The organism is SAR202 cluster bacterium (genome assembly GCA_016872355.1).
In the GTDB taxonomy this organism is placed as follows: Bacteria; Chloroflexota; Dehalococcoidia; order Lucifugimonadales; family VGZY01; genus VGZY01.
Map to the genome: position 1 here is coordinate 1 of VGZY01000003.1, position 25,998 is coordinate 25,998.

Annotated in this window: 24 protein-coding genes and 2 tRNA genes; 14 read left to right on the top strand and 12 right to left on the bottom strand. The window is 62.2% G+C overall.

Translation table 11 applies throughout. The annotated features are described in order from the left end of the window. The first annotated feature begins 226 nt into the window (after positions 1 to 226). A tRNA-Asn gene (locus tag FJ319_01105) sits at positions 227 to 301 on the top strand. Between the two features lie 88 nt (positions 302 to 389). Here FJ319_01105 and FJ319_01110 read toward each other — a convergent pair. Continuing rightward, positions 390 to 692 carry a putative addiction module antidote protein gene (locus FJ319_01110; GenBank protein MBM3932896.1) on the bottom strand — a complete coding sequence of 101 codons (303 nt, stop codon included), beginning with the start codon at positions 690 to 692 and terminating at the stop codon, positions 390 to 392. Between the two features lie 203 nt (positions 693 to 895). Here FJ319_01110 and FJ319_01115 point away from each other — a divergent pair, with 203 nt between their 5' ends. Further along, complete coding sequence (locus FJ319_01115) at positions 896 to 1,462, top strand: hypothetical protein (GenBank protein ID MBM3932897.1); 567 nt, start codon at positions 896 to 898, stop codon at positions 1,460 to 1,462. A 111-nt stretch (positions 1,463 to 1,573) separates the two neighbouring features. Here FJ319_01115 and FJ319_01120 read toward each other — a convergent pair whose 3' ends face one another. The 5 genes from FJ319_01120 to FJ319_01140 form a co-directional block, all read right to left on the bottom strand. Then, positions 1,574 to 3,058, bottom strand: a complete 1,485-nt coding sequence (locus FJ319_01120; protein ID MBM3932898.1) for a DUF4129 domain-containing protein — start codon at positions 3,056 to 3,058, stop codon at positions 1,574 to 1,576. Then, on the bottom strand, positions 3,039 to 4,193 hold the full coding sequence (locus FJ319_01125; protein ID MBM3932899.1) for a DUF58 domain-containing protein: 1,155 nt from the start codon (positions 4,191 to 4,193) through the stop codon (positions 3,039 to 3,041). Before FJ319_01125 ends, FJ319_01120 begins: the two co-directional genes overlap by 20 nt. A 152-nt stretch (positions 4,194 to 4,345) precedes the next feature. Next, positions 4,346 to 5,203 carry an SPFH/Band 7/PHB domain protein gene (locus FJ319_01130; protein MBM3932900.1) on the bottom strand — a complete coding sequence of 286 codons (858 nt, stop codon included), beginning with the start codon at positions 5,201 to 5,203 and terminating at the stop codon, positions 4,346 to 4,348. Positions 5,204 to 5,274: 71 nt separating this feature from the next. Next, positions 5,275 to 5,700: a hypothetical protein gene (locus FJ319_01135; GenBank protein ID MBM3932901.1), complete on the bottom strand. Its 426-nt coding sequence runs from the start codon at positions 5,698 to 5,700 to the stop codon at positions 5,275 to 5,277. Between the two features lie 146 nt (positions 5,701 to 5,846). Continuing rightward, on the bottom strand, positions 5,847 to 8,870 hold the full coding sequence (locus FJ319_01140; GenBank protein MBM3932902.1) for a hypothetical protein: 3,024 nt from the start codon (positions 8,868 to 8,870) through the stop codon (positions 5,847 to 5,849). A 240-nt stretch (positions 8,871 to 9,110) separates the two neighbouring features. On the opposite strand from FJ319_01140, the gene FJ319_01145 reads away from it, so the two are divergent. From FJ319_01145 to FJ319_01155, 3 genes are all read left to right on the top strand, one after another. After that, positions 9,111 to 9,365 (top strand): type II toxin-antitoxin system Phd/YefM family antitoxin, encoded by a 255-nt coding sequence (locus FJ319_01145; GenBank protein ID MBM3932903.1) that lies wholly within the window; start codon positions 9,111 to 9,113, stop codon positions 9,363 to 9,365. Further along, entirely contained in the window at positions 9,349 to 9,798 is a 450-nt protein-coding gene (locus FJ319_01150) for a type II toxin-antitoxin system VapC family toxin (GenBank protein MBM3932904.1), read from the top strand. Before FJ319_01145 ends, FJ319_01150 begins: the two co-directional genes overlap by 17 nt. A 239-nt stretch (positions 9,799 to 10,037) precedes the next feature. Further along, positions 10,038 to 11,120, top strand: a complete 1,083-nt coding sequence (locus FJ319_01155; protein MBM3932905.1) for a Zn-dependent alcohol dehydrogenase — start codon at positions 10,038 to 10,040, stop codon at positions 11,118 to 11,120. 124 nt (positions 11,121 to 11,244) lie between these two features. Here the strand turns inward: FJ319_01155 and FJ319_01160 are convergent, their stop codons facing one another. Next, positions 11,245 to 12,186 carry a fumarylacetoacetate hydrolase family protein gene (locus tag FJ319_01160; GenBank protein MBM3932906.1) on the bottom strand — a complete coding sequence of 314 codons (942 nt, stop codon included), beginning with the start codon at positions 12,184 to 12,186 and terminating at the stop codon, positions 11,245 to 11,247. A gap of 323 nt (positions 12,187 to 12,509) precedes the next feature. On the opposite strand from FJ319_01160, the gene FJ319_01165 reads away from it, so the two are divergent. The 5 genes from FJ319_01165 to FJ319_01185 are packed head-to-tail and all read left to right on the top strand — an operon-like array spanning position 12,510 to position 15,964. Then, a complete protein-coding gene (locus FJ319_01165; GenBank protein MBM3932907.1) occupies positions 12,510 to 13,292 on the top strand; it encodes an SDR family oxidoreductase in 783 nt (260 codons plus the stop codon). Between the two features lie 32 nt (positions 13,293 to 13,324). After that, a complete protein-coding gene (locus tag FJ319_01170; protein MBM3932908.1) occupies positions 13,325 to 14,185 on the top strand; it encodes an SMP-30/gluconolactonase/LRE family protein in 861 nt (286 codons plus the stop codon). Positions 14,186 to 14,192: 7 nt separating this feature from the next. Then, complete coding sequence (locus FJ319_01175) at positions 14,193 to 15,272, top strand: DUF4432 family protein (protein MBM3932909.1); 1,080 nt, start codon at positions 14,193 to 14,195, stop codon at positions 15,270 to 15,272. A gap of 54 nt (positions 15,273 to 15,326) precedes the next feature. Then, positions 15,327 to 15,560, top strand: a complete 234-nt coding sequence (locus FJ319_01180; GenBank protein ID MBM3932910.1) for a type II toxin-antitoxin system Phd/YefM family antitoxin — start codon at positions 15,327 to 15,329, stop codon at positions 15,558 to 15,560. Further along, positions 15,542 to 15,964, top strand: coding sequence for a type II toxin-antitoxin system VapC family toxin (locus FJ319_01185; GenBank protein MBM3932911.1), 423 nt, complete (start codon positions 15,542 to 15,544; stop codon positions 15,962 to 15,964). Before FJ319_01180 ends, FJ319_01185 begins: the two co-directional genes overlap by 19 nt. A gap of 5 nt (positions 15,965 to 15,969) precedes the next feature. Here FJ319_01185 and FJ319_01190 read toward each other — a convergent pair whose 3' ends face one another. The 4 genes from FJ319_01190 to FJ319_01205 form a co-directional block, all read right to left on the bottom strand. After that, entirely contained in the window at positions 15,970 to 16,746 is a 777-nt protein-coding gene (locus tag FJ319_01190) for a nuclease (protein MBM3932912.1), read from the bottom strand. Positions 16,747 to 16,755: 9 nt separating this feature from the next. Beyond that, positions 16,756 to 18,576: a cation:proton antiporter gene (locus FJ319_01195; protein MBM3932913.1), complete on the bottom strand. Its 1,821-nt coding sequence runs from the start codon at positions 18,574 to 18,576 to the stop codon at positions 16,756 to 16,758. Positions 18,577 to 18,741: 165 nt separating this feature from the next. After that, positions 18,742 to 18,815 (bottom strand) — tRNA-Gln (locus tag FJ319_01200). A gap of 64 nt (positions 18,816 to 18,879) precedes the next feature. Then, complete coding sequence (locus tag FJ319_01205) at positions 18,880 to 19,179, bottom strand: hypothetical protein (protein ID MBM3932914.1); 300 nt, start codon at positions 19,177 to 19,179, stop codon at positions 18,880 to 18,882. A 280-nt stretch (positions 19,180 to 19,459) separates the two neighbouring features. On the opposite strand from FJ319_01205, the gene FJ319_01210 reads away from it, so the two are divergent. From FJ319_01210 to FJ319_01220, 3 genes are all read left to right on the top strand, one after another. Next, positions 19,460 to 20,398, top strand: a complete 939-nt coding sequence (locus FJ319_01210) for a MoxR family ATPase (GenBank protein ID MBM3932915.1) — start codon at positions 19,460 to 19,462, stop codon at positions 20,396 to 20,398. A gap of 112 nt (positions 20,399 to 20,510) precedes the next feature. Next, the gene (locus FJ319_01215; GenBank protein ID MBM3932916.1) at positions 20,511 to 21,677 is read left to right on the top strand and encodes a DUF58 domain-containing protein; all 1,167 of its coding nucleotides are present in this window, start codon (positions 20,511 to 20,513) and stop codon (positions 21,675 to 21,677) included. Beyond that, entirely contained in the window at positions 21,664 to 23,166 is a 1,503-nt protein-coding gene (locus tag FJ319_01220) for a DUF4129 domain-containing protein (GenBank protein MBM3932917.1), read from the top strand. The genes FJ319_01215 and FJ319_01220 overlap by 14 nt, the downstream gene beginning before the upstream one ends. Before the next feature lie 99 nt (positions 23,167 to 23,265). Here FJ319_01220 and FJ319_01225 read toward each other — a convergent pair whose 3' ends face one another. Further along, entirely contained in the window at positions 23,266 to 24,591 is a 1,326-nt protein-coding gene (locus tag FJ319_01225) for an aspartate aminotransferase family protein (GenBank protein ID MBM3932918.1), read from the bottom strand. Between the two features lie 175 nt (positions 24,592 to 24,766). Between FJ319_01225 and FJ319_01230 the strand changes: the two genes are divergently transcribed. Further along, the gene (locus FJ319_01230; protein MBM3932919.1) at positions 24,767 to 25,954 is read left to right on the top strand and encodes a threonine synthase; all 1,188 of its coding nucleotides are present in this window, start codon (positions 24,767 to 24,769) and stop codon (positions 25,952 to 25,954) included. Positions 25,955 to 25,998: the final 44 nt, after the last annotated feature.

Consider the following 25,998-nt stretch of genomic DNA (forward strand, 5'->3'; position numbering starts at 1 on the left):
ACGCCCCTCCAGAACAAGGTTCAGTATCTGTGCTCTCTTCGCTTCTCGCTCGGTCAAATGTAGTCCTCTCATGGACTGACATATTCACTGAGCAGTTACCTACTGACAATATCACTGAGCAAAGACACTTGCCAACTGAAACTCTTGTAGCAAGTCTAGCTGGATGTTAGAATACTAAAGCTGTTGTTCTTCTGCCAGTCAACCCCGCACAAGCGTAGGTCCATACTCCGCAGTAGCTCAGTGGTAGAGCGGTCGGCTGTTAACCGATTGGTCATAGGTTCGAGTCCTATCTGCGGAGCCACACTTTCTTAACGTCCACGCGTCGCGTTCACAGTCAACAACCTGCGAAGCCAGTCCATCGGCAGTCAAAAGTCGAGTCCTCAATAACTTCAATTCGTCGTGTTCTGCGCTGGCACGGCGTGTAGCCTGAGCCCAAGCGCTCGCACTACTTTGAGTACGGTAGCGAGCTCAGGATTGCCGTCGGACGATAAAGCCTTGTAGAGACTCTCGCGGCCCAGCCCCGCCTCACGGGCAATCGTGGCCATGCCCTTTGCCCGCGCGATGTCGCCCAGAGCCGCGGCTACAAGCTGAGGATCGCCGTCCTCCAGCGCTGCCTCGAGGTATTCCGCCATATCTTCGGCCGTTTCCAGATGGTCCGCCGCGTCCCATGGCCGGGTCTTAGTCGATCCCATTATTTCCCACTTACAACTCGCATGTCGGTCCCTTAACCCCTCAAACCAATCTGCGTAGACATCTGTCTGGCGAATTTCGGTCACGGGACTAGTGTATCCCAAGGGATACGCCAACGCAACGTTTCAGACCGGCTTTGCGCCATTGACCCCTTCACTGTATCCTCTTTATCCGTTGCCGGAAATTCCGCAAATGGAGCCTGCCTATGCCCGAAACGCGCGATTGGGGAGCTATGCGAGAGATGTCCATTCGCCTGCTCACGGAGAGGACAGGCGAGGGGCTCGACGCATGGAACAGGCGCGTGGAGGCGCAGGGGTTTGTCGATGAGGCAGCGCTACGGAAATGGCTCAGCGGTCAGGGCGTGACGGGCTACGCGCAGACGCTGTTGGTGATGAAGCGGGTCGGCTACCCAGCGTTCCTCGTGGCGTCCGCAGATGAGCTGATCGACGGGCAGTACGCGGACAGGCCGGCGCTGCGGCCAATCTTCGACGCAGTGATCGACGCAGCGGCAGGCCTGGGTCAGGTGGTCGTGCAGGCGCGCAAGATGTACGTCTCCCTCATGACTCCCCGGCGCACCTTCGCACGCATAGCCCCCACAACGCGCGACCGTGTGGACCTGGCGCTCCGCCTGGACGGAGGGAAGCCGTCCGGCCGCCTCGTCCCGTCAAGGGTCCACGAGACAATGCCGGTCCAGATCAGCCTCAGGTCCCTCTCAGAGGTTGACGCACAGGTGCTCGAGTGGCTCCAGAAGGCGTATGAAGAGAGCTGCTAGGTCAAGGGAGGGTATCGAGTGTGCAAGAGGCGCTCTTACTGACGGTGGGAGCGCCTCTTTTGGTCTCGCCTCGAGACTACATTCACACTTATCGCCGGCCGCTACCCCGCCCTACGGCACGGAGGAGCGTATCTTTCCGCCGCCTTGGGTTGGCGGCTCCTTCTTTGGCGGCTTGGGCTTGGTGGACTCCGCGGTCTTGTAGGTGGACTTCAGATGGGAGACGCGGTCGTCTGCCGAAGGCGTGTGGCCGTACATCGCCTGGTTGAACGCGGCCGTGGCCTCTCGCACGAGATCGGGCGGGAAGACCTGGCCCAGCGCGGGCTGGAATTCGTTAGGCGTGTCGTGCGGCCTGCGCTTGACCTCGTTCTCCTCCGCGGAGGTGATCATCTGGTAGTACAGCCGCAGAATCTCAACGATGCCCGGCGGGCCGTCAGGGATGTTGAAGCCCTTCTTCTTCCTGCCGAACGAGAAGTTGGGCAGGAGGTTCCGCAGGAGGCCTCCGAGATCCGTCCCAAGGTCGGCGTCGTCGCGGACCGACTCCTTCTCTCCTTCGTCGGAAGGAGGGGCCTCCTTGTTGAACATCACCTGGACGACCTTGTAGATCAGGTAACACACGAAGGCAAACAGCGCGACCGCAAGCGTACCTATGGCTATCCACACCAGCGTCGTAACCCAGTCCGCATTCGTGCTACCGCCGCCCGTCTGGGACGTCGTCGTCGCAAACGTTGTCGTGACGGTTATGAAGCCGTCCGTGCTCGTCGCCACGGCCGCCGGCTCCGGGTTGAACGGCCGGCTGAAGAACGCCTCCAGGGCCCGGTTGGCCAGGTCGTAGACGAAGAAGAAGGGCGCGAAGAGCACCACCGCAATCGCCTTCGCGATGGTTGACACCGTCGTCGTCACCGGCCGCGCCAGGAAGGCGAGCAGCGTCTGGTTGAAGGTCCCGAATATCAGACCTATGACGAGCACTGACAGGACAGCGATGGCAGTCATCTTCGGCCATGTCTTAGCCTTCGCCGACTCCTTGCTCTCCGTCACCAGGAAGCCCGTATTGAGGCCGCCCAGGCCCGCCGCGAAGAACAGCACGATCATCGGCAGCGTGTTCAGGTCGCGCGGGTTGATGAGGTCGACGATCGTGACCGCGCCCAGCACGACGATACCCACACGGAATCCGATTGAAAGCGCCATGGCCGGGTTGTTGCCGACGGCCAGCCGGCGCCCTCGCCACCAGAGCAGCACGCCGGCGATTATGGCGGAGATGGCCAGCGGGCGGAAGCTCTCCGGCGTGCCGTACGCGAACAGGCGGGTGATCCACGTGAGGTCCACCCTGTCGGCCGTCACGTGCACGCTGATCAGCAGGTACAGCAGCGTCACGAATATCGCCGCTTCGAGCAGGAAGGTAACCTCGAGAGCCTTCCACTCCTTCGTCCACTTGCGGAAGAACATGCCGGCAATGATCAGTCCCGCGATTGCCGGGAAGGTGAGCGGCGGGCCGTGGTATGAGCCGGCCGCCGCATAGGCGTTTAGAAGGGCGTAGATCCACGCGCTCTCGGAGAGAACGATCGCCCCGATGAGCAGGTTACGCTTGGTCAGCCGCATCCGCCGCCTCCCGCTGCTTGAAATAGGCCGCTATGTCGTGCAGGATAATGCCGTTCGGCAGGGGCGGGCAGGGCTCATTGCCCACATAGACAACTACCGGCTTGTAGTCGCGCGCCTTTAGATCGGTCAGAGTCAGCGCCATCTCCTCCGGCAGGAAGGCGGAAACCAGCACGATCGTTGCGCCGAAGGGGAATCGCCGGGAATAGTCGATCAACACCTCGTACATGGGGCCGATTGAGAACGTGCGAATCACCGCAAGCGCGCTCAGCACCTGTGTGAGGTTTTCCGGGTCGTTTGTGGGCGAGACGGTCATCGGCTTGCCCGCGACGATCGGCATGTCGTTGCAGAACAGTCCTACGCTGTACTGCTTCTCTGCGGAGTACTTCGCAACGGAAGCGGCGGCGGAGATTACACGCTCAAGCTGCACGGCGTCGTAACTCTGCCAGTGCGGCTTCACCATGTCGGTCTGGAGGCATATCACGACCGTATAGGTGGAGCTGGGCTCGTAGGTGCGGACCATGAGCTTGCTAAGCTTGGAGGTCGCCTTCCAGTCTATGGTCTTGATCGGGTCTCCGATCACGTAGTCGCGGATACCGGCCAGCCTGGAAGGGTCGGGGAAGATCCTGTTGCCGCCCTTGATCTCCCCCAGAGGCCGCGCCGGCGGGATACCGAGCTCGATAAGAGGGTAGACGCGCGGGTAAACGACCACCTCAACAGGGGGGGATGTGAGGTTTTTGCTCTTGAGGAACCCGAAGGGGTCGCCGCTTTCGATGTTGGCCGGCCCGATGGAGTAGATGCCGCGCCTGCGGAATTTGAGTTTGTACCGCCACCGGATGCGCTCGTACCAGGCGACGGCGGTAGTGTGACGCAGGTAACGGAGGTCCCAGGCGGGAGCGTCGTTAATCTTGCTCGCTTCCACTATCTTTACGCCCTCGGGCACTATGTCCTCGATCTTCACCCACGAGAGCGGGACGATCTTCTTGTTCGTCAGGAGCAGGTCCATCTCCAGCGTGTCGCCCAGGAAAATGCGCGGGTCGGAGAACTTGCGCTCGTAGATAAGGCCGTACAGCGCGGAGCGGTTCCACGCCCAGGAGATACCCGCCGCCGCAACTCCCATGAAGCCGAACGCGATCACCAGCCCGTTCAGCAGGATGATGCCTGTTAACAGGAGGATGAACGAGAAGACCAGCCAGAAGATGAGCCACGTGCGGCCTGAGATGACCGTCTTGCGAAGAGTGTTGCCGGTTGTTGAGTTCAGGATCGGTCCACCTCAGGTGAAGCGTTTGGCTATTTCTTGTTCTCGGGCTTGCCGTCGCCGGCTGTCGAAGCAAAAGGCTTCAGAAGGTTAGTGAATTCCATCGGAAATATGAACTTGGTCGATTCACTCTCGCCTAGTTGCTTCAATGTTTCGAAGTATTGCAGACTCATGGTGTTTGAGTCTAGCCCCATGGCAACGCCATATATCTTGTCCAGCGCAGAGCTGAAACCCTCAGCGCGCAGGATCGCGGCCTGCCGGTCGCCTTCGGCGGCGAGGATTTCCGCCTGCCGCCGGCCCTCTGCCTTGAGGATTGCCGCTTGCTTGTCGCCTTCCGCGACCGTTACCGCCGCCTCGCGCGTGCCCTCTGCCTCGCGCACCACCGCGCGCCGCAGGCGCTCCGCAGACATCTGCCTGTTCATGGAGGCCTGAATGTCCTTGGGCGGCTCAATCTCCCGGATTTCCACGTTCGTGACCTTGATGCCCCACCGCTCCGTCTCCGCGTCCAGCTTCTCGCGTAGCTGGTTGTTGATGGCCTCACGCTGGGACAGCACGCCGTCCAGGTCTATGTCGCCCACTACCGCGCGCAGTGTGGTAGTGGCAAGGCCAATTACGGCCGCGCGGTAGTTTTCTACCTCAAGGACGGCCCGCTCGGAGTGATCCGCCATAACGCGCATGTAGATCAGGAAGTCGATGTCTATCGGCGCGTTGTCCTTTGTGATGTTCGTCTGGCGCGGGACGTCGATCACTTCCGTGCGAAGGTCCAGCTTGGCGCTGGAGTGGATGAGTGGTATTACAAGCACCGGGCCGGGGCCTTTCATGCCCTCGAACTTGCCCCACTTGAAGCGGGCCATGCGCTCGTAGTCTTTCAGGAAATTGATGATAGCCATTGGTGCCTCCCGTGTGGAGTATCGGCCTCAACAAGTGAATCTTACAATAACAGCCCGCCGCAATGCGAAGTCTAGACGAATACCTGCACAGTCTTCTGTGTGCGGATGTCGCGTCCGGTCGAGACGTCGAAGAGGGCTACGACTTTCCACCGGAACGACCACGCCCTGCGGCCGTCTATGCCACGGGTGGGGCGGTAGTTTACGGGCGGCGTGCGCTTGATGGGCAGGCGAGGGGTGTAGACGCGCGTGTCTCCCGCCGCCAGCCTCTCGTTTCTGAGGAACACAATCGTGGAGTGCACATACACCTTCCTCGGCTCGCCGGACTCGAACGAGCCGTCCGTGGACTCCTCCTGGCAGATCAGGTCAATGCGCCCTTCGCGGATGTCCAGGTCTTCGTAGGAGTCCAGCGTCACCGCCAGGTCCATCGTTTCCCCGAGCCAGTACGAGTCGTTCGCGAGGCTTAGCTTTGCAACCAGCTTCTTTTCTTTGAGCAGCATCTTTCTCCCTCGATTCGCAGCAACAGTATTCCTGACCGCGATATGTAATCTACAGGGGAGCGCGCCGGTTGGAATCACATAACTCTGTGATTCCTGGCTCGAGGCTGGGGGTCCGGCAAATAACAGTGTTGTTCAGTCGGGCGAAATCAGGCGAAGTTGTGCCCGGTGGCGTAAACGGCGGCCTCGGCGCGGTTTGTCGCGCCGGTCTTCTGGAAAATGTGGCTTACGTGGCGGGTCACAGTATTGAGGCTAATGTATAACTCACGGGCTATTTCGGGGTTGCTCTTGCCCTCGGCAACGCAGCGCAGGACCTCCACCTCTCGGGCCGTCAGTCCGTTCGGGAATTCGCTCGGCGCCGGCCGGCGGACTCCGTAACGCTCCTTAAGGGCGGAGATGCGGTCCTGCATGGGACGCAGGCCCAGCCGCCCGGCGAGGTCGAGGGCCTCCTCCAACGTTGATGCGGCATCGGCCCTTTCGCCCGACCGGCCCATCGCAAGTTCAGCCTCTGCGGTGTCCACGAGGGCCCGAGCCTTGCCAGCGAAGTGACCCGCCCTCACGCACAGCGCGGCGGAGTCGTTGAAGTGCCGAAGCGCGAGCTGCGTGTTGCCGCCCGCCGCGGCGAGCAGTCCGAGTATGCGGTCGACCGTCGTCAGGCCGCCGTACACGAACGTCCCCTTGTGCGGCTCAATGGCCGAGTACTGTCGGCGTGCCTCAACGGCGTCCCCAGCTTCAACGGCAAGCAGCCCTTTACCAATGTGGGCAAAGAGGAGCACGCTCGGAGTCGCGACGTGTGACGAGAGCACGGCGTCTATTGCCGTCCGAGCGACCCCTGCGAGCTGTGAGGAGCGCTCCGGCGCTTTGCGAGCGACGAGCGGAGCGACCATTGCCACGTAAGCGTTCAAAAAGATGGGGCCCGGCCTCGAGGCCCGAGCTGAGCTGAGCAGCTTTCCCAGGTACGGCTCCGCTGCCTGCGTGTTGCCGGTCTCGAACTCAACCATCGCCCTGAAAGCCAGGAGTCGGGCGTCCGTCGGCGTCTCGGACAGGCCTCGGTCGTTGTATGCGCGGGCGATGTCCAGCTTGCCTTCCAGCCGCGCAAGGCACGCCAGGGTATCCAGCGAGCCGGAGATGCGGTGGCTGTCGTGCAGCCTGCCGGCGATCGCGAGGCTCTCCTGCGCGTATGACCGGGCGCGGTCCACTTCCCCCATCGCCATCAGCACGGATGCCGCCCAGTTATGGGCGACGAACATGGCGTGCGGCTCGTCCGCGTCGCGCGCCGGCTCCATCGCCGCCATGCTTTTTTGCAGGGCGTCGTGCAGCCGCAGATGGTAGCCGTCTACGCTCGCGGCCTCGGCAAGAGCCTGGATTTGCAGGGCCGTGTCGTTCTCTCGCCGGGCGATCGCGATTGCCCTGTCGAACGACTCCATGGCCCCGGCGTAGTCCCCCATTTCCAGGCCCAATACGCGCACCTGGCGACTCCGGAGCCGACCCGACTCGTGCGAGTCCGGCGGGACCAGCCCAAGGACCCGCTCTATGAGGCTGGAAAGGCCTGTCACGCCGGTTATTGGAATGACAGGGTACTGGGCCACCCTGACCGCGTGCTCGATATCGCCGGCCTTCACATAGTAGTCGAAGGCGTGCACCAGCGATGCCACGGCCTCTTGCATCTGGTGCCGCTGCGCCGTGGCGGCCTGCGCGCGGCCCAGCCCGAAGAGGATGGCGGCCATCTCTGCATCATGCGCGACTACTGCGCCGTGCTCCATGCCCGTGCGGCCCAGCTTCGAGGCAAGCGCCCGCTGGAAGTACGTCAGCGCGTCCCTGTAGGCCAGCCTGGCAATTGCGCGCTCGCCTGCGATTAGTGAGTACTTCACTACCTTTTCAGCGCCAAGCGCGGCTTCCGCCTCCCGGAAGTGGAACGCAAGCTCCGCGGAGTGCGACTCGATATCGCCCGCGTAGAGCTTATTGAGCCCCTCGGCGATGCGCCCGTGCGTCCTTACACGCCGCGTCGTAGAAAGCTCGTTCAGCAGAGTCTGCTGAATCAGGTGGTGGGTGAACCGGTAGCGATCGGACGCGTCTTCCGCCTCTTCGATAAGGCGCGCTGCCAGCGCCTCGTCGATCGTGTCCAGCAGGCGGTCGACTGCCATGTCGTCGATGAACATATCCAGCTGGCGAAAAGAGAACTCGCGGCCGATCACGGACGCGAGCGAGAGGACCCGGTTGGCGTCCCGTGAGAGGCGGTCCAGCCTCCTCCCGATCACTTCGACTATTCCTTCCGGGATGCGCGACTGCCAGTCCACGGCAACCTCGCCATCCGCGCCACCGAGCGCTCCTTCCTGCCCGAGAAGCCGCACGAGCTCAGAGACGAAGAACGGGTTGCCCTCCGTCTGCGCAAAGAGCGTATCCACCAGTCCGGAAGAGGGCGGCGCGCCGACGACCGCCTCTACGTACGCCGCAACCTCCGCACGCGGCAGCCTGCGCAGCGCGATGCGCTGGAAGAGCTGCTGGCGGTTCAGCTCGCCGAGAGTGAGTGTGAGTGGGTGGCGACGCGTAAGCTCAACGTCCAGGTAGGTACCCAGCAGCATCAGGCTGCTGGCCGAAAGCTCCGGCGAGAGGAACTCCAGTAGCAGCAGGGAAGACGCCGGCGCAGCGTGGAGGTTGTCGAGCACAAGGAGCACCGGCCTCCTCGCGCTTGCCTGGCGGAGGAACGTCGAAACGGCGTCGAAAAGGCGGAACTGGGCCTGCTCAGGGCTGTCGACGACGGACGGCGCCGGGATGCCCGGCAGCTTGTCGCGCAGTTCGGGCACGATCTGGGTCACCTCTGCGGCGCCCCGTCCCAATTCGTTCGCGAGCTGCTCCGGCGTGGACTGCAGGATGATCGCCCTGAGCGGCTGCACCCAGATCCAGTACGGCGGCGCGCCCTCGCCCTCGTAGCTCCTGCCCCAGTAGACCGCCGCGCCGCGACGCTCCGCATACCGCGCCAGCTCCGTCGCAGTCCGCGTCTTGCCGATGCCCGGCTCCCCCACCAGCATCACCAGTCTCCCGCGGCCCTCGACCGTGTCGTCCACGGCTGTGGTTAGCATCGCAATCTCGCGCTCCCGACCAACGAACGGCGCCTGCATTGGGGAGCGCTGCGCCGTCCTCTGCGCGGAGGTCGCGGGGGCGGCGGAGGACACTTCACTGGAAGCGGGCTGGCCGGCGGACCGTCCGGCCTCCAGCCTTGCGCCGCACGCGTTGCAGAAGCTGGCGTCGACGGTGTTCTTCTGGCCTCACGCATTGCAGATCATTCTGGACCCTGGGGTACCCGGATAGGGGCGAGTGTAGCAGGGCGGCTATACAGCGTCAATGTAACCGGTGCTTGTTATGCGGTATAATGTGGCTACATTTGTAGTCACAACGCCGTTGGAGGATGTGCAATGGAGATCGGAGTCAGAGAGCTCAGGGAGCATGCCAGCGACATCGTTCGCAGGGTGAGAGAAGAAGGGGAGACGGTCATCATCACGTACCGAGGCAAGGCCGTGGCGCGAATCGAGCCCATCGCCGACCTGGAAGCAAGGAAAGAGCTGGCGCTGGAAGTGTGGGCAGAGATGGACAAGCTCTCGGAAGAAATCGGCAGCCGGTGGCCGGAAGGCGTTACGGCCGTGGCCGCCATGCGTGATGAGAGGGAGTAGCGTTCACGTGTACGTAATAGATGCCAACGTATGGGTGAGCAGGTGGCTGAAGGCGGACGAATTCCACGAACCCAGCTACAAATGGCTGTTCAGTCTCGTCGAAGATCGGACCCCCTTTGCGGCACCCGTGCTCATCCTGCCCGAGATATCGGGCGCCGTGGCCCGCCGGTCAAGAAGCCCGAAGGCGGGAATGCAGGCATCGTCCCTGATTCAAGCCATGCCCGGCATTCAGCTCGTATCAATGGACGCGTCGTTCGCCCGCGCCGCCGCTGGTATTGCTTCCTCGCTTGGCATAAGGGGCGCTGAAGCCGTCTATGTCGCTCTGGCGAAGGCCATCGGATACACACTGGTGACGTGGGATAACGAAGTTCTTGCCAGGTCTAACCAGGTGTGTCGCGTCTCAACGCCGCAGGCCGAACTGCAGAAGCTTTAGCAGGGTCGCCTCAGATGAATATGGCGCGAGAAGTCGAAGTGTTCCTCGCCCGCCACGACGCCGTGCTCGCACCCAGGGTCAAACGCGAAGTAAAGAAAAAGCTGGAGACCGGGAGGAAGAGCGGCGGGCGCGGTGCGAAATTGACGCCTCGATAGACCGACTGGCGCCGCTCCACCTCTTGTGCCACAATGCGTGCTGTCCGCCTCTGTGGACGCCATTGAATGCCGGAGGGTTCGCGCATGAAGGCCGCTGTGCTTTACGACTGGAATACGCCGCTGGTGATTGAAGACCTGGGAATCTCCGGCCCCGGGCCGGGAGAGGTCAAAGCCAAGGTGATGGCCACCGGCGTCTGCCACTCGGACTGGCACGTGGTCAAGGGCGAATGGTCGCACATGCCCCGGCCGATCATCCTCGGCCACGAGTCCGCCGGTATTGTCGAAGAGGTAGGGCAGGGCGTTACCAAGCTGAAGGTGGGCGACCACGTTGTCCTCACATGGAAGCCGGGCTGCGGCACTTGCGAGTACTGCCAGCAGGGGTGGCCGCAGGTGTGCGAAACGATGCCGAACGGCTCGCAGAAGCCCACCAACCGCAAGACCGGCGCCACCGTGGCCCAGATGGTCGGACTCGGCGGCTTCGGCACCAAGACGGTCGTACCAGTGTCGGCGGCCATCGCCATCGACAAGGACGTGCCGTTCCCGCAGGCCGCGATGCTTGGCTGCTCCGTCGCCACCGGCGTCGGCGCGGTCATTAACACGGCCAAAGTAAAGGCCGGCACAACGGTCGCCGTCTTCGGCTGCGGCGGAGTAGGGCTGAACGTCATCCAGGGCGCGGCCATCGCCAACGCGGCAAAGATCATTGCCGTCGACCTGCTGGACAACAAGCTGCAATACGCAAATACCTTCGGCGCTACCCACACGATCAACGCGCGCGAAGAGGACCCGGTCAAGAAGATCATCGATCTTACAGGCGGCCTGGGCGCGCACTACGCCTTCGAGGCCATCGGCCTCGTTCCGAAGCCTTACGAGCAGAGCGTCATGTGCACCCGCCGCCGGGGCACCACCGTCTGGGTGGGCGCTGCGCCGCTGAACCTCTCGCTCACGCTGGACGCGCGGGCGCTCTTCTACGAGCGCGTCATCATGGGCTGCTACCTGGGCAGCGCCCAGCCTCATGTGGACATCCCCCGCTACGTCAGCCTCTACAAGGCGGGCAAGCTGAAGTTGGACGAGCTAATCTCCTGCAAGTTCAAGCTATCCGAGGTCAACGAGGCGTTCGCCGCTCTCGGCCGTGGCGAAGTCGCCAGGGGCGTGATTTCGTACGAGTAGCAGCCGGTAGTTGGAAGTTAGTAGTTGGTAGTCGGCCAGAAGCCGGCGTACGAGGACAAAGAGCAGGGGTTGCGACAATTCGCAACCCCTGCTAGTTTCTTCGCCGACTGCTAACTGCCCACTGCTACTTCTTCCCTATCTTCGACCGGACCGTGGACTCGAACGCGGTCATCTGGGCGAGGGTCTTGCGCGGCCACGTGCGCTTCCACTCGTCCTTGACGTTGACAGTCAGCTTGCCAAGGCCGGTGATCTCCATTTCGATGACGTCGCCGTCCTGGATGTTGCTCAGGCCCACGTGGTTGGTGCCGCAGGAGACCAAGTCGCCGGGCTTCAGCGTCGTGACCCAGGAGGCGAATTCGACTACCTCCGTCACGGGGCGGCCCATGTCGCTGTTGTTCAGCTTCTGGCGCACTTCCTTGTTCACCGTCAGGAGCACGTCGAACTTCTGCGGGTCGCCGGCCTCGTCCTTCGTCACGATGAACGGACCCATCGGGCCGAAGGTATCCCATGACTTGCCCCAGAAGAAGCTGTTGTTATCGTTCGGCTTGATGCCGCGCGCGGACACGTCCATGAAGTTGACGAACCCGAAGACGTGGTCCATCGCCTTTTCGGGCGAGACGGCCTTCGCGGTCTTGCCGATTACAACGCCCGTCTCCGCCTCGTGGTGGAAATGGGGCGCAGGGCAGTCCGGAAGGACAACAGTATCCTTGTCGCCGATCACGGAGCTGGGGGACTTCAGGAACGCGTCGCGGTCGGCGACGAGCTTGCGGGTGCCGTTCTCCATGAAGTTGCCCGCCATGCAGACGATGCGGCCCGGCTCCGGCAGGGGCGCGCGCATCTTGACCTGCTTGAGGGGGGTGCCCTCGGTCTTGGCGACGTGCGCCTCGATTTTTGCGCGATACTTGTCGAAGTTTTCGATCAGGCCGGCCATCCACGTCTGGGCGTTGATGTGCGGAATGTCCTTGATGACGCTGGAGATATCGACGATGTTCTCTCCCTTTACGACGCCGGGGACGTAGTCGTTATAGAAACCGAGCTTCATGATGACTCCTTCGTTGTTCCGCATCGGCTTGCCGAGCGAGGTCTTAGATTTCGTTGGGCATTGTAGCACAGCCCGCGCCGGACGGCGCTAGACGCCGCCTTGACGGGTGCGAATAGCGCGCATACAATCCGTCGAAACATCCGGATGTTGTGGCGGTGACGACGCAACACCGCCATGTCCGGTAGAACCAGATTCCCTATCTTCGTAGGGGCGCACAGCAGTGCGCCCGTTGCCTGCCAACGATTGCAGTGGCCGTCAACGAGGACGGGCGCACTGCTGTGCGCCCCTACAAGTGGCGGCAATAGCCACAGTTGCACGTATTATCCGTCTGACCGGAGAAAACCTATATGCCTTCATTCGACGGCAAGGTAGCCATTATCACCGGAGGCGCCGGCGGCATCGGTTCAACCGTCGCGCACTCCTTCGCGCGGGAGGGGGCGGCGGTCGTCATCACCGATATGGACCTCACCCGCGCAAAGCAAGTCGCGGCGGACGTGGCGGACAAGGGCGGCCGCGCGCTCGCGGTGAAGGTGGACGTGACCTCGAAGGACGACGTCTTCGCCTCCGTTGAGCGCGGCGTCGAGCACTTCGGGCGGATGGACTACCTTGTACATTGCGCAGGCAACAACATCAAGGGCCCCGTCCTGGACCTCAGCCTGGATGCCTGGAACAGCAGCCTGGCCACTCACCTGACCGGCGCGTTCCTGTTCTGCCAGGCCGTGGGCCGAGAGCTTGTGAAGCAGGGCAACGGCGGCCGCGTCGTCCTCATGTCGTCGATCGCGGCGGTCACGCCGGTCCCCGAGCGCGGCGCGTATAGCCCCGCCAAGGCCGGTCTTATCGCACTGGCAAAACAGCTCTCACTCGAGTGGGCGAAGCACCGGATCAACGTCAACGCGGTCTGCCCCGGAGTCGTACTCACGCCAATGACGGACATGGTCTACAAGCGCGAGCCGCAGCTCCGCGCCCAGCGCCTCAAGCGCACACCGATGGGCCGCGAGGTTAACCCGCAGGAGGTCGCGGACCTCGTCCTCTTCTTGTGCAGCGACAAGTCCACCTACATCACCGGCGCCGCAATGATGATCGACGGCGGCTTCACCCATGCGGCCTTCCTGCCGGAGGAAGGTCTGTAGAATGCCGGCATTCGTCGTTGGGAGGTCACGCCATGACTTTGCTCGATAACTCCAGGCAGATCTCGGTGCTTGTGGAGGGGCTGGACCACCCCGAAGGGATCGCCTGGGGGCCGGACGGCTACGCATACGCCGGCGGCGAGGCCGGCCAGATTTACAGGATCGACATCGAAAAGCGGACGGTCAGCCAGCTCGCGAGCACGGGCGGCTTTATCCTCGGCTTGGCGTTCGACGGCGACGGCAACCTGTATGCCTGCGACCTCGGCAAGCGCTGCGTCCAGAGGGTCTCGCCCGATGGGACGGTATCGGTCTACTCCACAGGCACGAGAGAACGCCCTATGTTCGCGCCGAACTATCCCGGCTTCGACCGGGAGGGCAACCTCTACGTCTGCGACTCCGGCCACTGGAAGGCGGACGATGGGCTCATCTATCGGATTCGTCCCGGCGGAGCGACCGAGGTCTGGAGCACGGCGGCGACCACCTTTCCCAACGGCCTCTGCCTGGGCCCGGGCGGCGACTACCTGTATGTAGCCATGAGCGTGGACCCGCCGCGGGTGATTCGGTTGCGCATCAACCGGGACGGCAGCGCGGGCGCGCCGGAGACGGTGCGCGAGTTCCCGGGCACCGTGCCGGACGGCCTGGCTTTCGACGTCGATGGCAATCTTTATATGTCGTGCTACCGGCCGGACCGCATATACAGGCTGACGCCCGGCGGCAAGCTGGACATCGTCGCCGAGGACTGGGAGGGAACGCTCATTGCCTGCCCAACAAATATCGCTTTCTGCGGGCCGAAGTTGGACATCCTGCTCGGCGCCAACCTTGGCCGGTGGCATATCACGCGGTACGACCTGGGCGTGAAAGGTCTGCCGCTAAACTATCCCAAAATCGCGAGGTGAGGGTCTGATGCACTACCAGATGGAGCGTAACTACGGCTGCCGCGTCTCGGACGCGTGGGAGTTCCGCGGCCTCAAGACGGCCGTCATCGAGAACGAGCTTATCCGCGTCGTTGTGCTGGTGGACAAGGGCGCGGACATCTACCAGTTTGTGCACAAGCCATCGGACGTCGATTTCATGTGGCGCTCTCCGTGGGGTGTCCGCGACCCCCGCAAGTTCGTCCCAACCTCAGGCGCGCCGAATGGCCTCTGGCTGGACCAGTATGAAGGCGGGTGGCAGTCCGTGTTCCCCGGAGGCGGCTATTACAGCGTCTACAATGGCGCGGACCTTGGCATCCACGCGGAGGCGAACCTGGCGCCGTGGGACTGCCAGGTGCTGGAGGACACGCCGGAGAAGGCGAGCATCAAGTTCTGGATACGAACTGCCCGCACTCCCTTCTACTTCGAGAAGACGCTCACGGTCAGGAGCGGCGCGCCGGTGCTGGAGATCGAGCAGTCGCTGACCAACGAGGGCGAGGAGGAGGTACACGCCTCCTGGGGCGAGCACATCGCCCTCGGCCCGCCGTTCCTTAGCGAAGACTGCGTCATAGACATCGCGGGCGGCCTGCTATGCAACCAGGAGACGGACTCTCACCCGCACAACCGGCTCAAGGGCGGCGCGAAGGGTCCCTGGCCGATGGTAGAGGGCAAGTACGGCGCGATGATCGATCTCAGTCGCATTCCGCCAAAGAGCCAGCGCGTGCACGACATGTCTTACATTACCCAGATGCCCGAGGGCTGGTACGCGGTTACAAACCAGCGCCTGGGTGTCGGCTTCGGCATTTCCTATCCGGTGGATCTGTTCAAGTACCTGTGGTTCTGGCAGGAGATGGGGGGCGGCTTCGGCTACCCCTGGTGGGGGCGCACTTACAACATCGGCCTGGAGCCCTTTACTAGCTACGGCGTCGGCGGCCTTGCCAGCATGGTAAAGAACGGCACAGCGCTGAGGCTCAAAGCCGGCGAGACCTTCCACGCCTCCCTGCGCGCCGTGGCCTACTTGGGCGCAGAGCGGGTCAAGCGCGTCACGCCGGAGGGAATGGTGGAGCGGTAGCACGGCAGGACTCCAAAATGTTACTATGGTCATGACTATAGTCATTTCGGGAGGTTGGCAGTGCGGACTATCAAGGCATCCGAGTTCAAAGCGAAGTGCCTTCAGATAATGGACGAGGTGGCAGAGACGGGTGAGACCATCATTATCACGAAAAACGGCGTCCCAGTGTCTGAGATAGGGCCGGTCCGCGTGAAGCCGAAGACGCTTTTTGGCGCCCTCAAGGGTTCGTTGGAGATAACTGGAGATATCGTATCGCCGATCGACGTTGAATGGGAAGCAATGAAGTGAAGAGCTACGTGCTGGACACAAACGCCCTTCTCTGGTTGATGAGAGCTGACCATAGCCTCGGGAGGCAGTCAGTGAATATGGCTGACGACGCTATGCGCAGCGATTCCCTTTTCGTTTCAGCCATCTCTTTTTGGGAAGTTGCGGCGCTGTCGATGAAGGGACGGCTGAAAATGCATGAGCCTGTTTCCGACTGGAGACGGCGCGTACTCGGCCTCAGCATCAGGGAAATTCCTCTATCCGGCAGCATTGCCATAGGGGCAGCACAACTCATCGATTTCCACGCCGACCCCGCAGATCGGATGATCACGGCAACGGCGTTGGAACATGAGGCGGTGCTCATCACCGCCTACAGAACGATCCTTGCTTGGCCAGGTAACCTTATGCGCCATGACGCCAGGCAGTAATCAGCCTACCCCTCGCACGCGATGCCGTTCCCGTCGGCATCCAGGCGGTGGGGGTCCGGCTTGAGCGCTTCGAAGCGCCGGTACACGATGTCGCCGCAGTCCACGTCGGGTGGGGGAGAGGGCAGGCAAACCGTCGGGTAGGCCGCATCGCAGTCCGGGCCGCGGGTCGGCGTGGGCGTGACGAACGGCACAGGCGTCGTCTCCGGCTCCTCAGTGCTTGCCCAGAGTCCGCGCCCGCTCTCCATCGCATCGCGCTGTAGCTCGCGGAACCAGTCGGAGTACTTCACATCCGGCGGGTACGTGGACGCCTGCGCAAAGCCCTCCATGACGAGCGCGGCGTTGATCATCACGTCGCCCACGTACACGTACCGCAGCAGCCTCCCGAACTGGTCCGTCTCCGACACGTCCTTCTCAAGGAACACTATCTTCCCCTCTACCATGCTCCTGTTCCGCGCGTCCGCCTCCTTGCCGAAGTACTCCACGCTGACTCTCGGCGACCTGGTCTCAGGGGTGTCGATTCCGATGTAACGCACGTCCACGGTCTTTCCATCGAGCTCAACCTCGATGGTGTCGCCGTCGATTACGCGGACCACCCTGGCGGCCAACATGCCCTGGGGAGGGCCGGGCTGCTGGGGAGCAGCGGTCGCGACGGGCGACGGCGGCGTGCCGGTCAGGGGAGGGGCTACCGAGGGCAGGGGCGTCCCGAGCGGGGCAACGTTAGTCCCGCACGCGGCCATTGTGAAGGCCGCGGACACGACGATAATCCAGATCGGGAATCGCATGCGCCGGACCTATGATTTCAGAGTGGGGGCGGGCCGGTCTTCATCTGCATCGTGCTCGGCGACCTGCTGCAGCGTGACGTTGCGGAGCGACAGGAAGCCCTCCACCCGCTGGTGGAACCGCTCAAGGCGGTCCCACGCGAACCAGAAAAGCACCGGCAGTCCAACGACCAGCGCCAGCCTGTACAGCGGCCGCACCTCTCCCATCAACTGCGCCACCAGCGGAGTGGCCACCACGAGGATTATCAGCATTATCACGGTCGCCGTTGCGATCGGCAGTGTATTGACGATGCGCTTCTGCCGCAGAGCGTTACCGTCGTTCCCCTGCTGAGTGATCCGCTGAAGTACGGCGTCGAAGAAGTTCCGCATCGACCTCCATAGCGCAAAGAAGGGAGGAGCGCACAGGACAATGGTCCCGAAACCAATGAGGAACAGGACAGTTGAACCATGCCTTGGCCACGATACTGTGAGGTCCCGCACCTCCCCCACCAGCAGGTTGCCGGTCAGGAGGAACGCACTGATTATCATTACGTTCACGCCCATGAGCGCCAGGTTGGTCCGTGCGCGTCGGCCAACGTCACTCTCCTCGGCGATCAACGCGTGAATGCGCTTTGACCAGAATTCAACGTCGTCGCTCCTCCGCCGTATAACCCCTGGAATCCTGCGGGTCACCATGGCGGCCACTGCGTCCCCGCTGCGGATCAGATAGGGAGTCGTCAGGGCCGTAACCCCCGAAACAACTGCCATAAGAGGCTGCATGAAGGCGCTCGCCGCCCCTGTCTCCGTGCCGATTTTGGAGATTACAAGGGAGAACTCACCCACCTGCGACATGCCGACGCCGACGCGGAAGGCGGTCTTGGGTCCGTATCCGCTCAGGAAAACGCCTATGTAGCACGCGGCTATCTTGCCGAGAATCACCGCGGCGACGATGGCAATAACCGGAAGCACATATTCAGCCAGGACGCGCACATCGATGAGCATACCCATTGTAACGAAGAAGATAGCGCCGAAGATATCGCGGATGGGCTCCGATAGCAGGTGGATCTTCTTGGCGCTCATGGACTCCGCGGTGATGGCGCCGATAATAAACGCTCCGGCGGCGATCGACAGGCCGAGCTGTTCCGCGAAAAGGGCCATGCCGAAGGCGGAGCCGATGATCAGCACCGTCAGCACTTCTTTGGAACCCATACGGGCGACAAAGTCCACGAAGCGGGCGAACAGGCGCAGTCCCAGCGCCAGGCTGACTATCGTGAACAGGACGAGGCTGAAGACGAGTTGTCCCACATCGGCGACATTAATCTCGCCCGATCTCCCCACGCCCGCCATCACCGTCATCATACCCACGGCGAAGAAGTCCTCAACCACCAGGATCCCGAACATGACACGGGACGACTCTTCGTGCATGCGCCCCATCTCATGGAGCACTTTGACGATGATCGCAGTGCTGCTGATGGATAGCGCCGCGCCCAGGAAGATGGCGTCCATGGGGCTCCAGCCGAAGGCGCGCCCCAGGAAGTAGCCGATCGCGATCATGATGGCGATCTCGGTCCCGGCGCCGATTACCGCGACCATGCCAACACGCCGCAGGCGATCGATGCTAAACTCGAGGCCGAGGCCGAACATCAAGAGAACGATGCCGAAGTCCGCGAATTCCCGGATCACACTCTCGTTCTCAACGATAACCCAGGGTGGGCTGTGGGGTCCGACGATGTATCCGGCGATGAGGTAGCCGAGAACTACGGGCTGGTTCAGCTTGCGAAACAAGACTCCCACGATGGCGGCGACCATCATGATGAAGGCAAAGTCCTGGAGTAGGGACATATCGTGTTCCATGCACCGCGTCCGGTGGGTTTGCGCCAGCCTGAACAAATTGTAGCAGCAGCCATCCGGCGCGGGGTACTGATTATTCGCGGATTTGCCGGTGCCGAGAGTCTGGGGTCACCTGGGTCTAACGGGTAACAGGGCCGTTTTGAGAGATCCAAATAGCAGGCTGGAGAATGGCTGCCCGGCCAGGATTCGAACCTGGGTCAAAAGATCCAAAGTCTTCTGTGCTACCACTGCACCACCGGGCACCGGCTGGACATGGGGGACGCCCGCTGCGGATAGGCGTCTCCCCGAGAAGATACAGGCTGGCAATCAGGACGGTATCGCGACTCTTTCGCTCTCGCTGGCAACTACGTCGTCTATGACTTCTTCCTGGAAGTGCTTGAAGACATGGTAAGCATTCACTGACCAGCCCACTCCGAATGCAGCCGGCGTAAAGAGCCGGGGGTCCGCGGGGTTCCAGAACCGCTCGCGGAGCCGATCTACCGAGGGCTTCCTGAAGTCATACGGGACCCTCATTAGCCTGCCGGACGGCTGACGCGTTCTGTACGCGTAGATCGCCGCCGCAATCGTAAAACCGGCCACTATCGTCCTGGCATTGATTAGCTTCATAGACGCCCTCCCTTTCTACTAGGACCCTGTACACCGCGCGTCCGCATCTAATATATCCGAAGACACAGATACCTACCAGTCCAGCCGCGTGCCGTGCAACTCTGTACAATCCCATTATAAGGCAGATTGCGCGGGATGACTGACGAAAGATTTGGCGCGTCTCTGGCGAAACACGTATACTAGTCCCAGGTTAACAGGGTACAATCTTCGAACGCTCTAACAATTTAACAGTGTTCGTCATTTAACCGGAGGAATAATGCAACAGGCCGCAGGCAGCGTCATGCAGATAAGCGAGATAACAACCAAGATCCGACAGAACGTGCAGAAAGTCATCGTCGGCAAGGATGAGCCCATCAACCTCGCCATGGTGGCCTTGTTGTGCGGCGGCCATGTGCTTATGGAGGACGTGCCGGGCACCGGCAAGACGACGATGGCCAAGGCCCTTGCCATCTCCCTTGGGTGCGACTTCCATCGCGTGCAGTGTACCCCGGACCTGATGCCCACCGACGTTGTGGGCGTGAACTTCTTCAACCAGAAGTCGGCGGAGTTTGAGTTTCGAAAGGGTCCGATCTTTACGCAGATCCTGCTCACCGACGAGATTAACCGAGCTACGCCCAGGACCCAGTCGGCGCTCCTTGAGGCCATGCAGGAGCGGCAGGTCACGATTGACGGCGTGACGACGCCCCTCCCGTCACCGTTTCTGGTGATGGCTACCCAGAACCCGGTCGAGATGGAAGGCACGTTCCCTCTGCCGGAAGCGCAGCTGGACCGCTTCATGGTCCGCATTGTCATGGGGTATCCGAACGCAAAGGAAGAGGGCGACATCTACCTCCGCTTCGAGCGCGATGCCGTTCTTCCCAGCCTGAAATCCGTCACTAGCTCTCAGGAACTGATCAACCTGATGAAGATCCCGCCTATGGTACGTGTGGATGAGTCCGTCAGGAAATACATCGTCAGCCTTATCCTGGCCACGCGCGAGCACCAGGGGTTCTCACTCGGGGCCAGCCCCCGCGCGGGTCTGTCGCTCTACAAGTCATCCCAGGCGTGGGCCGCCATCAACGGCAGGGACTACGTCACCCCGGATGATGTTAAGAAGCTGTCCCATTCCGTCCTTCCTCACAGGATGATTTTGAGCTCGACGTCCAGGCTGCGCGGCAGCTCCGCTGAACAGCTGGTGAAGGACGTTCTCGGCTCCGTTCCCGTGCCAATCGAAAGGTGAAATCATAGTCAAGTCGATAAAGGCGGCGCCCCTAAGACGGACAATCTCCGGGAGCCTGTGGCACGACTTCTGGGTCGCCTTTTTTGTCATAATCACCGCCACGGGTTTCTTCATGGGCCAGGGGCTCATCATTGCGTTCGGCGTGATGGGACTCCTGGCCATGGGTATCTCATGGGCATGGAACAGGATGTCCCTCGCGGATGTCTCGTACGTGCGCCATCTCCCCCTGCAGCGCGTCTTCCTGGGCGAAGTGATCAGCCTGCGTGTCACCCTGACCAACAAGAAGCCTGTGCCATTGCTGTGGGTGTCGGTCGAAGACGAAGTGCCTGATGCTCTCGAGGTCGTGGAAGGGGACATCGCTGCCAATATAATGCCCGACGTCCAGACGCTCAGGCACCTCACTTCGATGTCGTGGTACGAGCGGGTCAAGTGGGACTACAGGCTGCGCTGTGTCAAGCGCGGCATGTACCGCATCGGCCCGGCCCGACTGGAGAGCGGGGACCCCTTCGGATTCTTGCGTAGCCGCAAGCACGAGCCGAAGCAGGACTACCTGGTCATTTACCCCCGTGTCTACCCCCTCGAGGACCTCGGCATACCTTCCGCACGGCCCCTCGGAGACGTAAAGGGCGGCCTCGCAATCTTCCCGGACCCCGCCAGGCCGGCAGGAATACGCGACTACAGGGTCGGCGACCCCCTCAAGACCGTTGACTGGAAGGCGACCGCCCGGCAACAGAGGCTGCAGGTATGCACTTACGAACCAAGCACCACGTACACCGTTATATTGATAGTAGCGGTAGACACCGTGGAGCCGTTCTGGGGCGCTTATGTACCCGAGGACCTGGAGCGCGTTATCTCCACAGCGGCCTCCGTAGCCCACTATGGAGTAGAGCGCCACTTCAGCGTGGGGCTGTTCGCGAACGACATGCCTGCAGTCCCCGGCAGGCCCATGACGGTGATGCCCAGCTACGGCCTGGAGCAGCTAAGCGTAATACTGGGGGCGCTGGCGAACGTCAGGGCGTACGCAATCGGGCCCATGTCCGCGCAGCTCTCGCAGAACGCGGGGCGATTCCCGCTCGGGTCCACGCTGGCGGTATTCACCGCATTGCTCAACAAGGAATTCGCTGCCGCGCTGGACGACCTGAAGCACAGGGGCTACAAGGTGGTGGTCTTCTACCTGGGCGAGAAGGAGCCGCCGCCGATACCCGACGGGGTGGTCTTCCACAGCGTCAGGGAGCACATGATTACCCTCGAAGAGGCGGGCCAGCATGTCGCTGGATAGAACGCAAGACAGGCTGGTGCTGGTGGCTCTCGTGCTAGCGGAGAGCTGCTGGCTATTTGCGCTTATCGGCGGTGCCACGGTCCTCTTCAACCTGGACGCCACCAGCCCGCTGAACTACTTTGCAGTCGTTCTCATTCTCGGCGCGTCGCTTTTGATCAGCAAGTTGGCGGTGGTCAAGTCCAAAGCCATAGAGACTGCCTATCTGCTGGCGACCCTGGCCGGGTTCGGAGTCATCTACCTGGTGATCAGCACGCAGGTCGCCCCCGGTTCAATCGACCTGACGTGGCCGGTCAAGATGTCCAGGGACACTGCGCCGATGGGCTATCCCTATCGTGCGGCAGCGGGGACGCTCATGGGCCTGTATCTCTGGTGGCGCGGCGGCCGCATAGCGACTGTGGAGTTCCCCACGGAGTCCCTTGCCTTCAGCTTCCGCCTCGGGCTGCTCATTCTTGTAACCGGCGCCATTATCGATCTGACGCTGCCGGTTGACCTGAACACCTTCTGGGTAGTGTTCGTGTTCTTCGCAACCGCGCTGGGCGGCCTCGCGATAGGGCATCTGCTTCCGGAGACGGAAAAGGCGGCGGAGAGCCGCACGTGGCCCAAGGTCATCGCCGGCATGGTGGCCGCCATCCTGGCCGTCGGCGTCGGCATAGGGCTGTTTCAGGAAGGCTTTCTCAGGACGGTATCGAAGCCTTCGCAGATCGCCCTCGACGTCGTCGTCAAGATACTCTTCTGGGGCGTCGTGGCCCCAATCGCGTTCCTGTTCAACCTCTTTACGACTGGCGTAATTAACTTCTTCGATGCCGCCTTCGACCCCAGCGTGCCGGAGGAGCAGCGCCGCAGTCTGGGGCAGGAGGCCCAGCAGGCCTTCGAGGACCTGCAGAACCAGGAAGAGGAGATTTCCCAGTCGCTCGTTAACGTGATCCAGGTCGTGGAATGGGTCTTCGTGACCCTCGTGGCAGTACTGATTCTCGTCCTCATCGCCATGGCGCTCAAGCGCTGGCTATTCGGCAAGCCCTCGGCGACAAAGGGGAACCGCGAGTCGGTCAAGGAAGACGCGAGCGTGCTGGGCGACTTTGCACGGCTGCTATCCGGCCTGATCCCGGGGGGCCTGAAGAAGGCCAACAAAAAGGGGTACAACGTGCCGGAAGGGCCGGACGGCATCGTCGAGGTGTACAGAATCTACTACGACTTGCTGACTGTGGCGGAGGAGAAGGGGATCAATCGGGAGGATGCGGAGACGCCGACGGAATACGCTGGGAAGTTGACGAAGCTCTTCCCGGGCAGCTTTGTGACGAACCTGACGGAGGCGTTCAACAAGGCGCACTACGGAAACCAGCCCAGCAGCGAAAGCGTCATAGAGAGGCTGCGCACTGCCCTGGGGAACATCAAGACGGCGATAGGTCTGATGACGGCGGACAGGCGTGGCTACCGCCGCGCCCGCCCGAACGCCCCTCGCGGCCTCGAAGGCGGCGACGGTTTCGGGTAACGCTTTGGCGCTCGCCTTGAACCGTGTCACTTGAAAACCAGAGGGCGCCGAACACTCGGCGCCCTCTGGTTTGAGCCGTTGTGCCGGTCCCTGACCCGCTTACACCAGCCCCTGGGCGCGCACCTCGCGGAGTGACTTCTCGAAGATCTCCAGCGACTTGTCGATCACCTCGTCGGTGTGCGCCTGGCTGAACAGGTAGCGGGACGATGTGTCCACGCCGTTGTTGAACAGCGCCAGGCCGATCTGCGAGTTTCGCGCAGGGTTCTTGGCCGCAGCCATCTGCTCGTGCGTCAGGACGCAGATCTCGTGGTCGCACTCGTGGGCGACGCCGTACCGCACAAAGGCGGTGGAAGCGACGCCGTTGGCGCAGCCCGGGATCTCCATCTTGCGGAGGATTTCGTTGACGCCCTTCTTCCAGCGCGCCGCGGCCGCGTTGGCCTTTTCATTGACCGGCGTGGTCTTGACCAGGTTGAGCGCGGTCACGCCGGCGGCGGCGGAGAGAGGGTTGCCATTGAACGTGCCGGTGTGGAGCATCCTGTTGCGGTCGTGGTCTGGGTTGCCCTTCGCTTCGATCATTTCCAGGATCTCCGCCTTGCCCGCCACCGCGCCGCCGGGGAGGCCGCCGCCGAGAATCTTGGCCAGGGTGGTCATGTCCGGCGTGACGCCGTAGTGGGCCGAAGCGCCGCCCCTGGAGATGCGGAAGCCGGTGACGACCTCATCGAAAATCAGGATGACGCCGTACTTCTTCGTTACGTCGCGGAGCTCCTTGAGGAAGCTCGGGATGATCGGCTCCTCGCCCATGTGCGCGCCCGTGGGCTCGAGGATGATCGCGGCGATGTCCTTGTCTTCCCTGAGCGTCTTCTCCACGAGAGCGATGTCATTCGCCTCAAGTACAACCATGGATGCGAGCGTCCCCTTGGGGATGCCCGTTAGGTTCTTCGTATCGGCAACGGCGTAGTCGTGCCAGCCGTGGAAGTGCTCGTTGAACTTGATGATCTTGGACTTGCCGGTGAAGGCGCGGCAGATGCGGAACGCCATCATCGTCGCTTCGGTGCCGGAGTTGGTGAAGCGCACCTTCTCCGCGCAGGGGACGAGGTCCTTGACGAGCTGGCCCCACCGGATCTCCAGGTCGGTCGAGCCGCTGTAGTGCGTGCCCTTCATCATCTGCTCGGTGACGGCCTTGACCACATCCGGGTGCGAGTGGCCCAGGATCATAGAGCCGTGGCCCGTGCGGAAGTCGATGATCTTGTGGCCGTCCACGTCCCACTTGTAGGCCCCTTCGGCGTGCGTGATGAAGTAGGGGAATGGCGACAGCCTGCGCGTCTCGTGCGTGACGCCGTTAGGGAAGATCTTCTGCGACTGCGCGTGGAGCGCGGCAGACTTGGGATGAAGGTCGATGTATCGCTTCTCAATCGGGGTAGGCATGGGACTCCTCAAAAGGGTGCTGGGTTCTGGGTGCTGGCTTGGAACGGGACTTTAGAGCCTATCCGGGCGGAACTGTATTGGATTATGATTACGCTCGGCGGGCAGGCAACGTGACAGGACTGGCCCGGGGGCCAGTCCTCCGTCTACTATACGCCGTGTTTCGAAATATGACAACATGGGCCTCACGAGGAGCCTCATGAAGAGCTTTATCGACCATTTGGAATGTACCTATTGCGGGAAGACGTATCCCGAGAACAAGCCCATCCGCCTGTGCGAGGCGTGCGGCAAGGTCCTTTACGCCCGGTACGACGCGTCGGCGGCGAAGAAAGCCGTGAAGCGCGAGGCCATCAAGGACAGGCCGGCGAGCATGTGGCGCTACTTTGAGATGCTGCCCGTGCACAACGAAGCGAACGTGGTCACGCTGCAGGAAGGGTGGACCCCAATAATCCCGGCGCCGAAGCTGGCGAAGGCGATTGGGTCCCAGTCCGTGGTCATCAAGGACGAGGGAATAAACCCGACCGGGACGTTCAAGGTGCGTGGGATCTCAGCGGCGATTTCCAAGGCCAACGAGCTCGGCATCAAGAGCGTCACAATGCCCACCGCAGGCAACGCGGGCGGCGCGTGCTCATTTTACGCAGCCCGCGCCGGCATGGGGGCATACGTCTTCATGCCCAAGGACGCGCCGGAGGCGAACCAGAAAGAGGTCGTGCATGCGGGCGCGAAGCTGACGCTGGTGGACGGGCTGATAGGCGAGGCGGGCAAGCAGGCGCGCAAGCTGGCGGCCGATTCCGGTTTCTTCGATCTCTCCACCCTCCAGGAGCCGTACCGGGCCGAGGGCAAGAAGACGATGGGGTACGAGATTGCCGAGCAGATGCGATGGACGTTCCCGGATGTGATCATGTACCCCACCGGCGGCGGGACGGGCATCGTGGGCATCTGGAAGGCGGTCTTCGAGATGGAGGCTCTTGGCTGGACGGACGGCAAGCGGCCCCGGATCTTCGCGGTCCAGTCCGAGAACTGCCAGCCGATAGTGAACGCCTTCAAAAAGGGAGCAGAGTTCGCCGAGCCTTGGCCGACCCCGCACACCATAGCGCACGGCATGCGCGTCCCTTCGGCAATCGCCGACTACCTGATCCTCCGAGTCCTGAGGGAGAGCAAGGGCGGGGGAGTGACCGTGTCCGACCAGGAGATAATCGAGCACATGCGCCTCGTGGCGCGGACGGAGGGCGTCTTCGTATGCCCGGAGGGCGCTGCAACGGCCGCAGGTGCGCGCAAGCTCATCGCGGACGGCACAATTTCACCGGACGAGAAGATTCTACTGCTGAACACCGGAAGCGGCCTGAAGAGCCTGGAGCTTCTGTAAACATGTATTGGCCGTCAGGTTCGCCTGCCGGCCAATACTGTTAG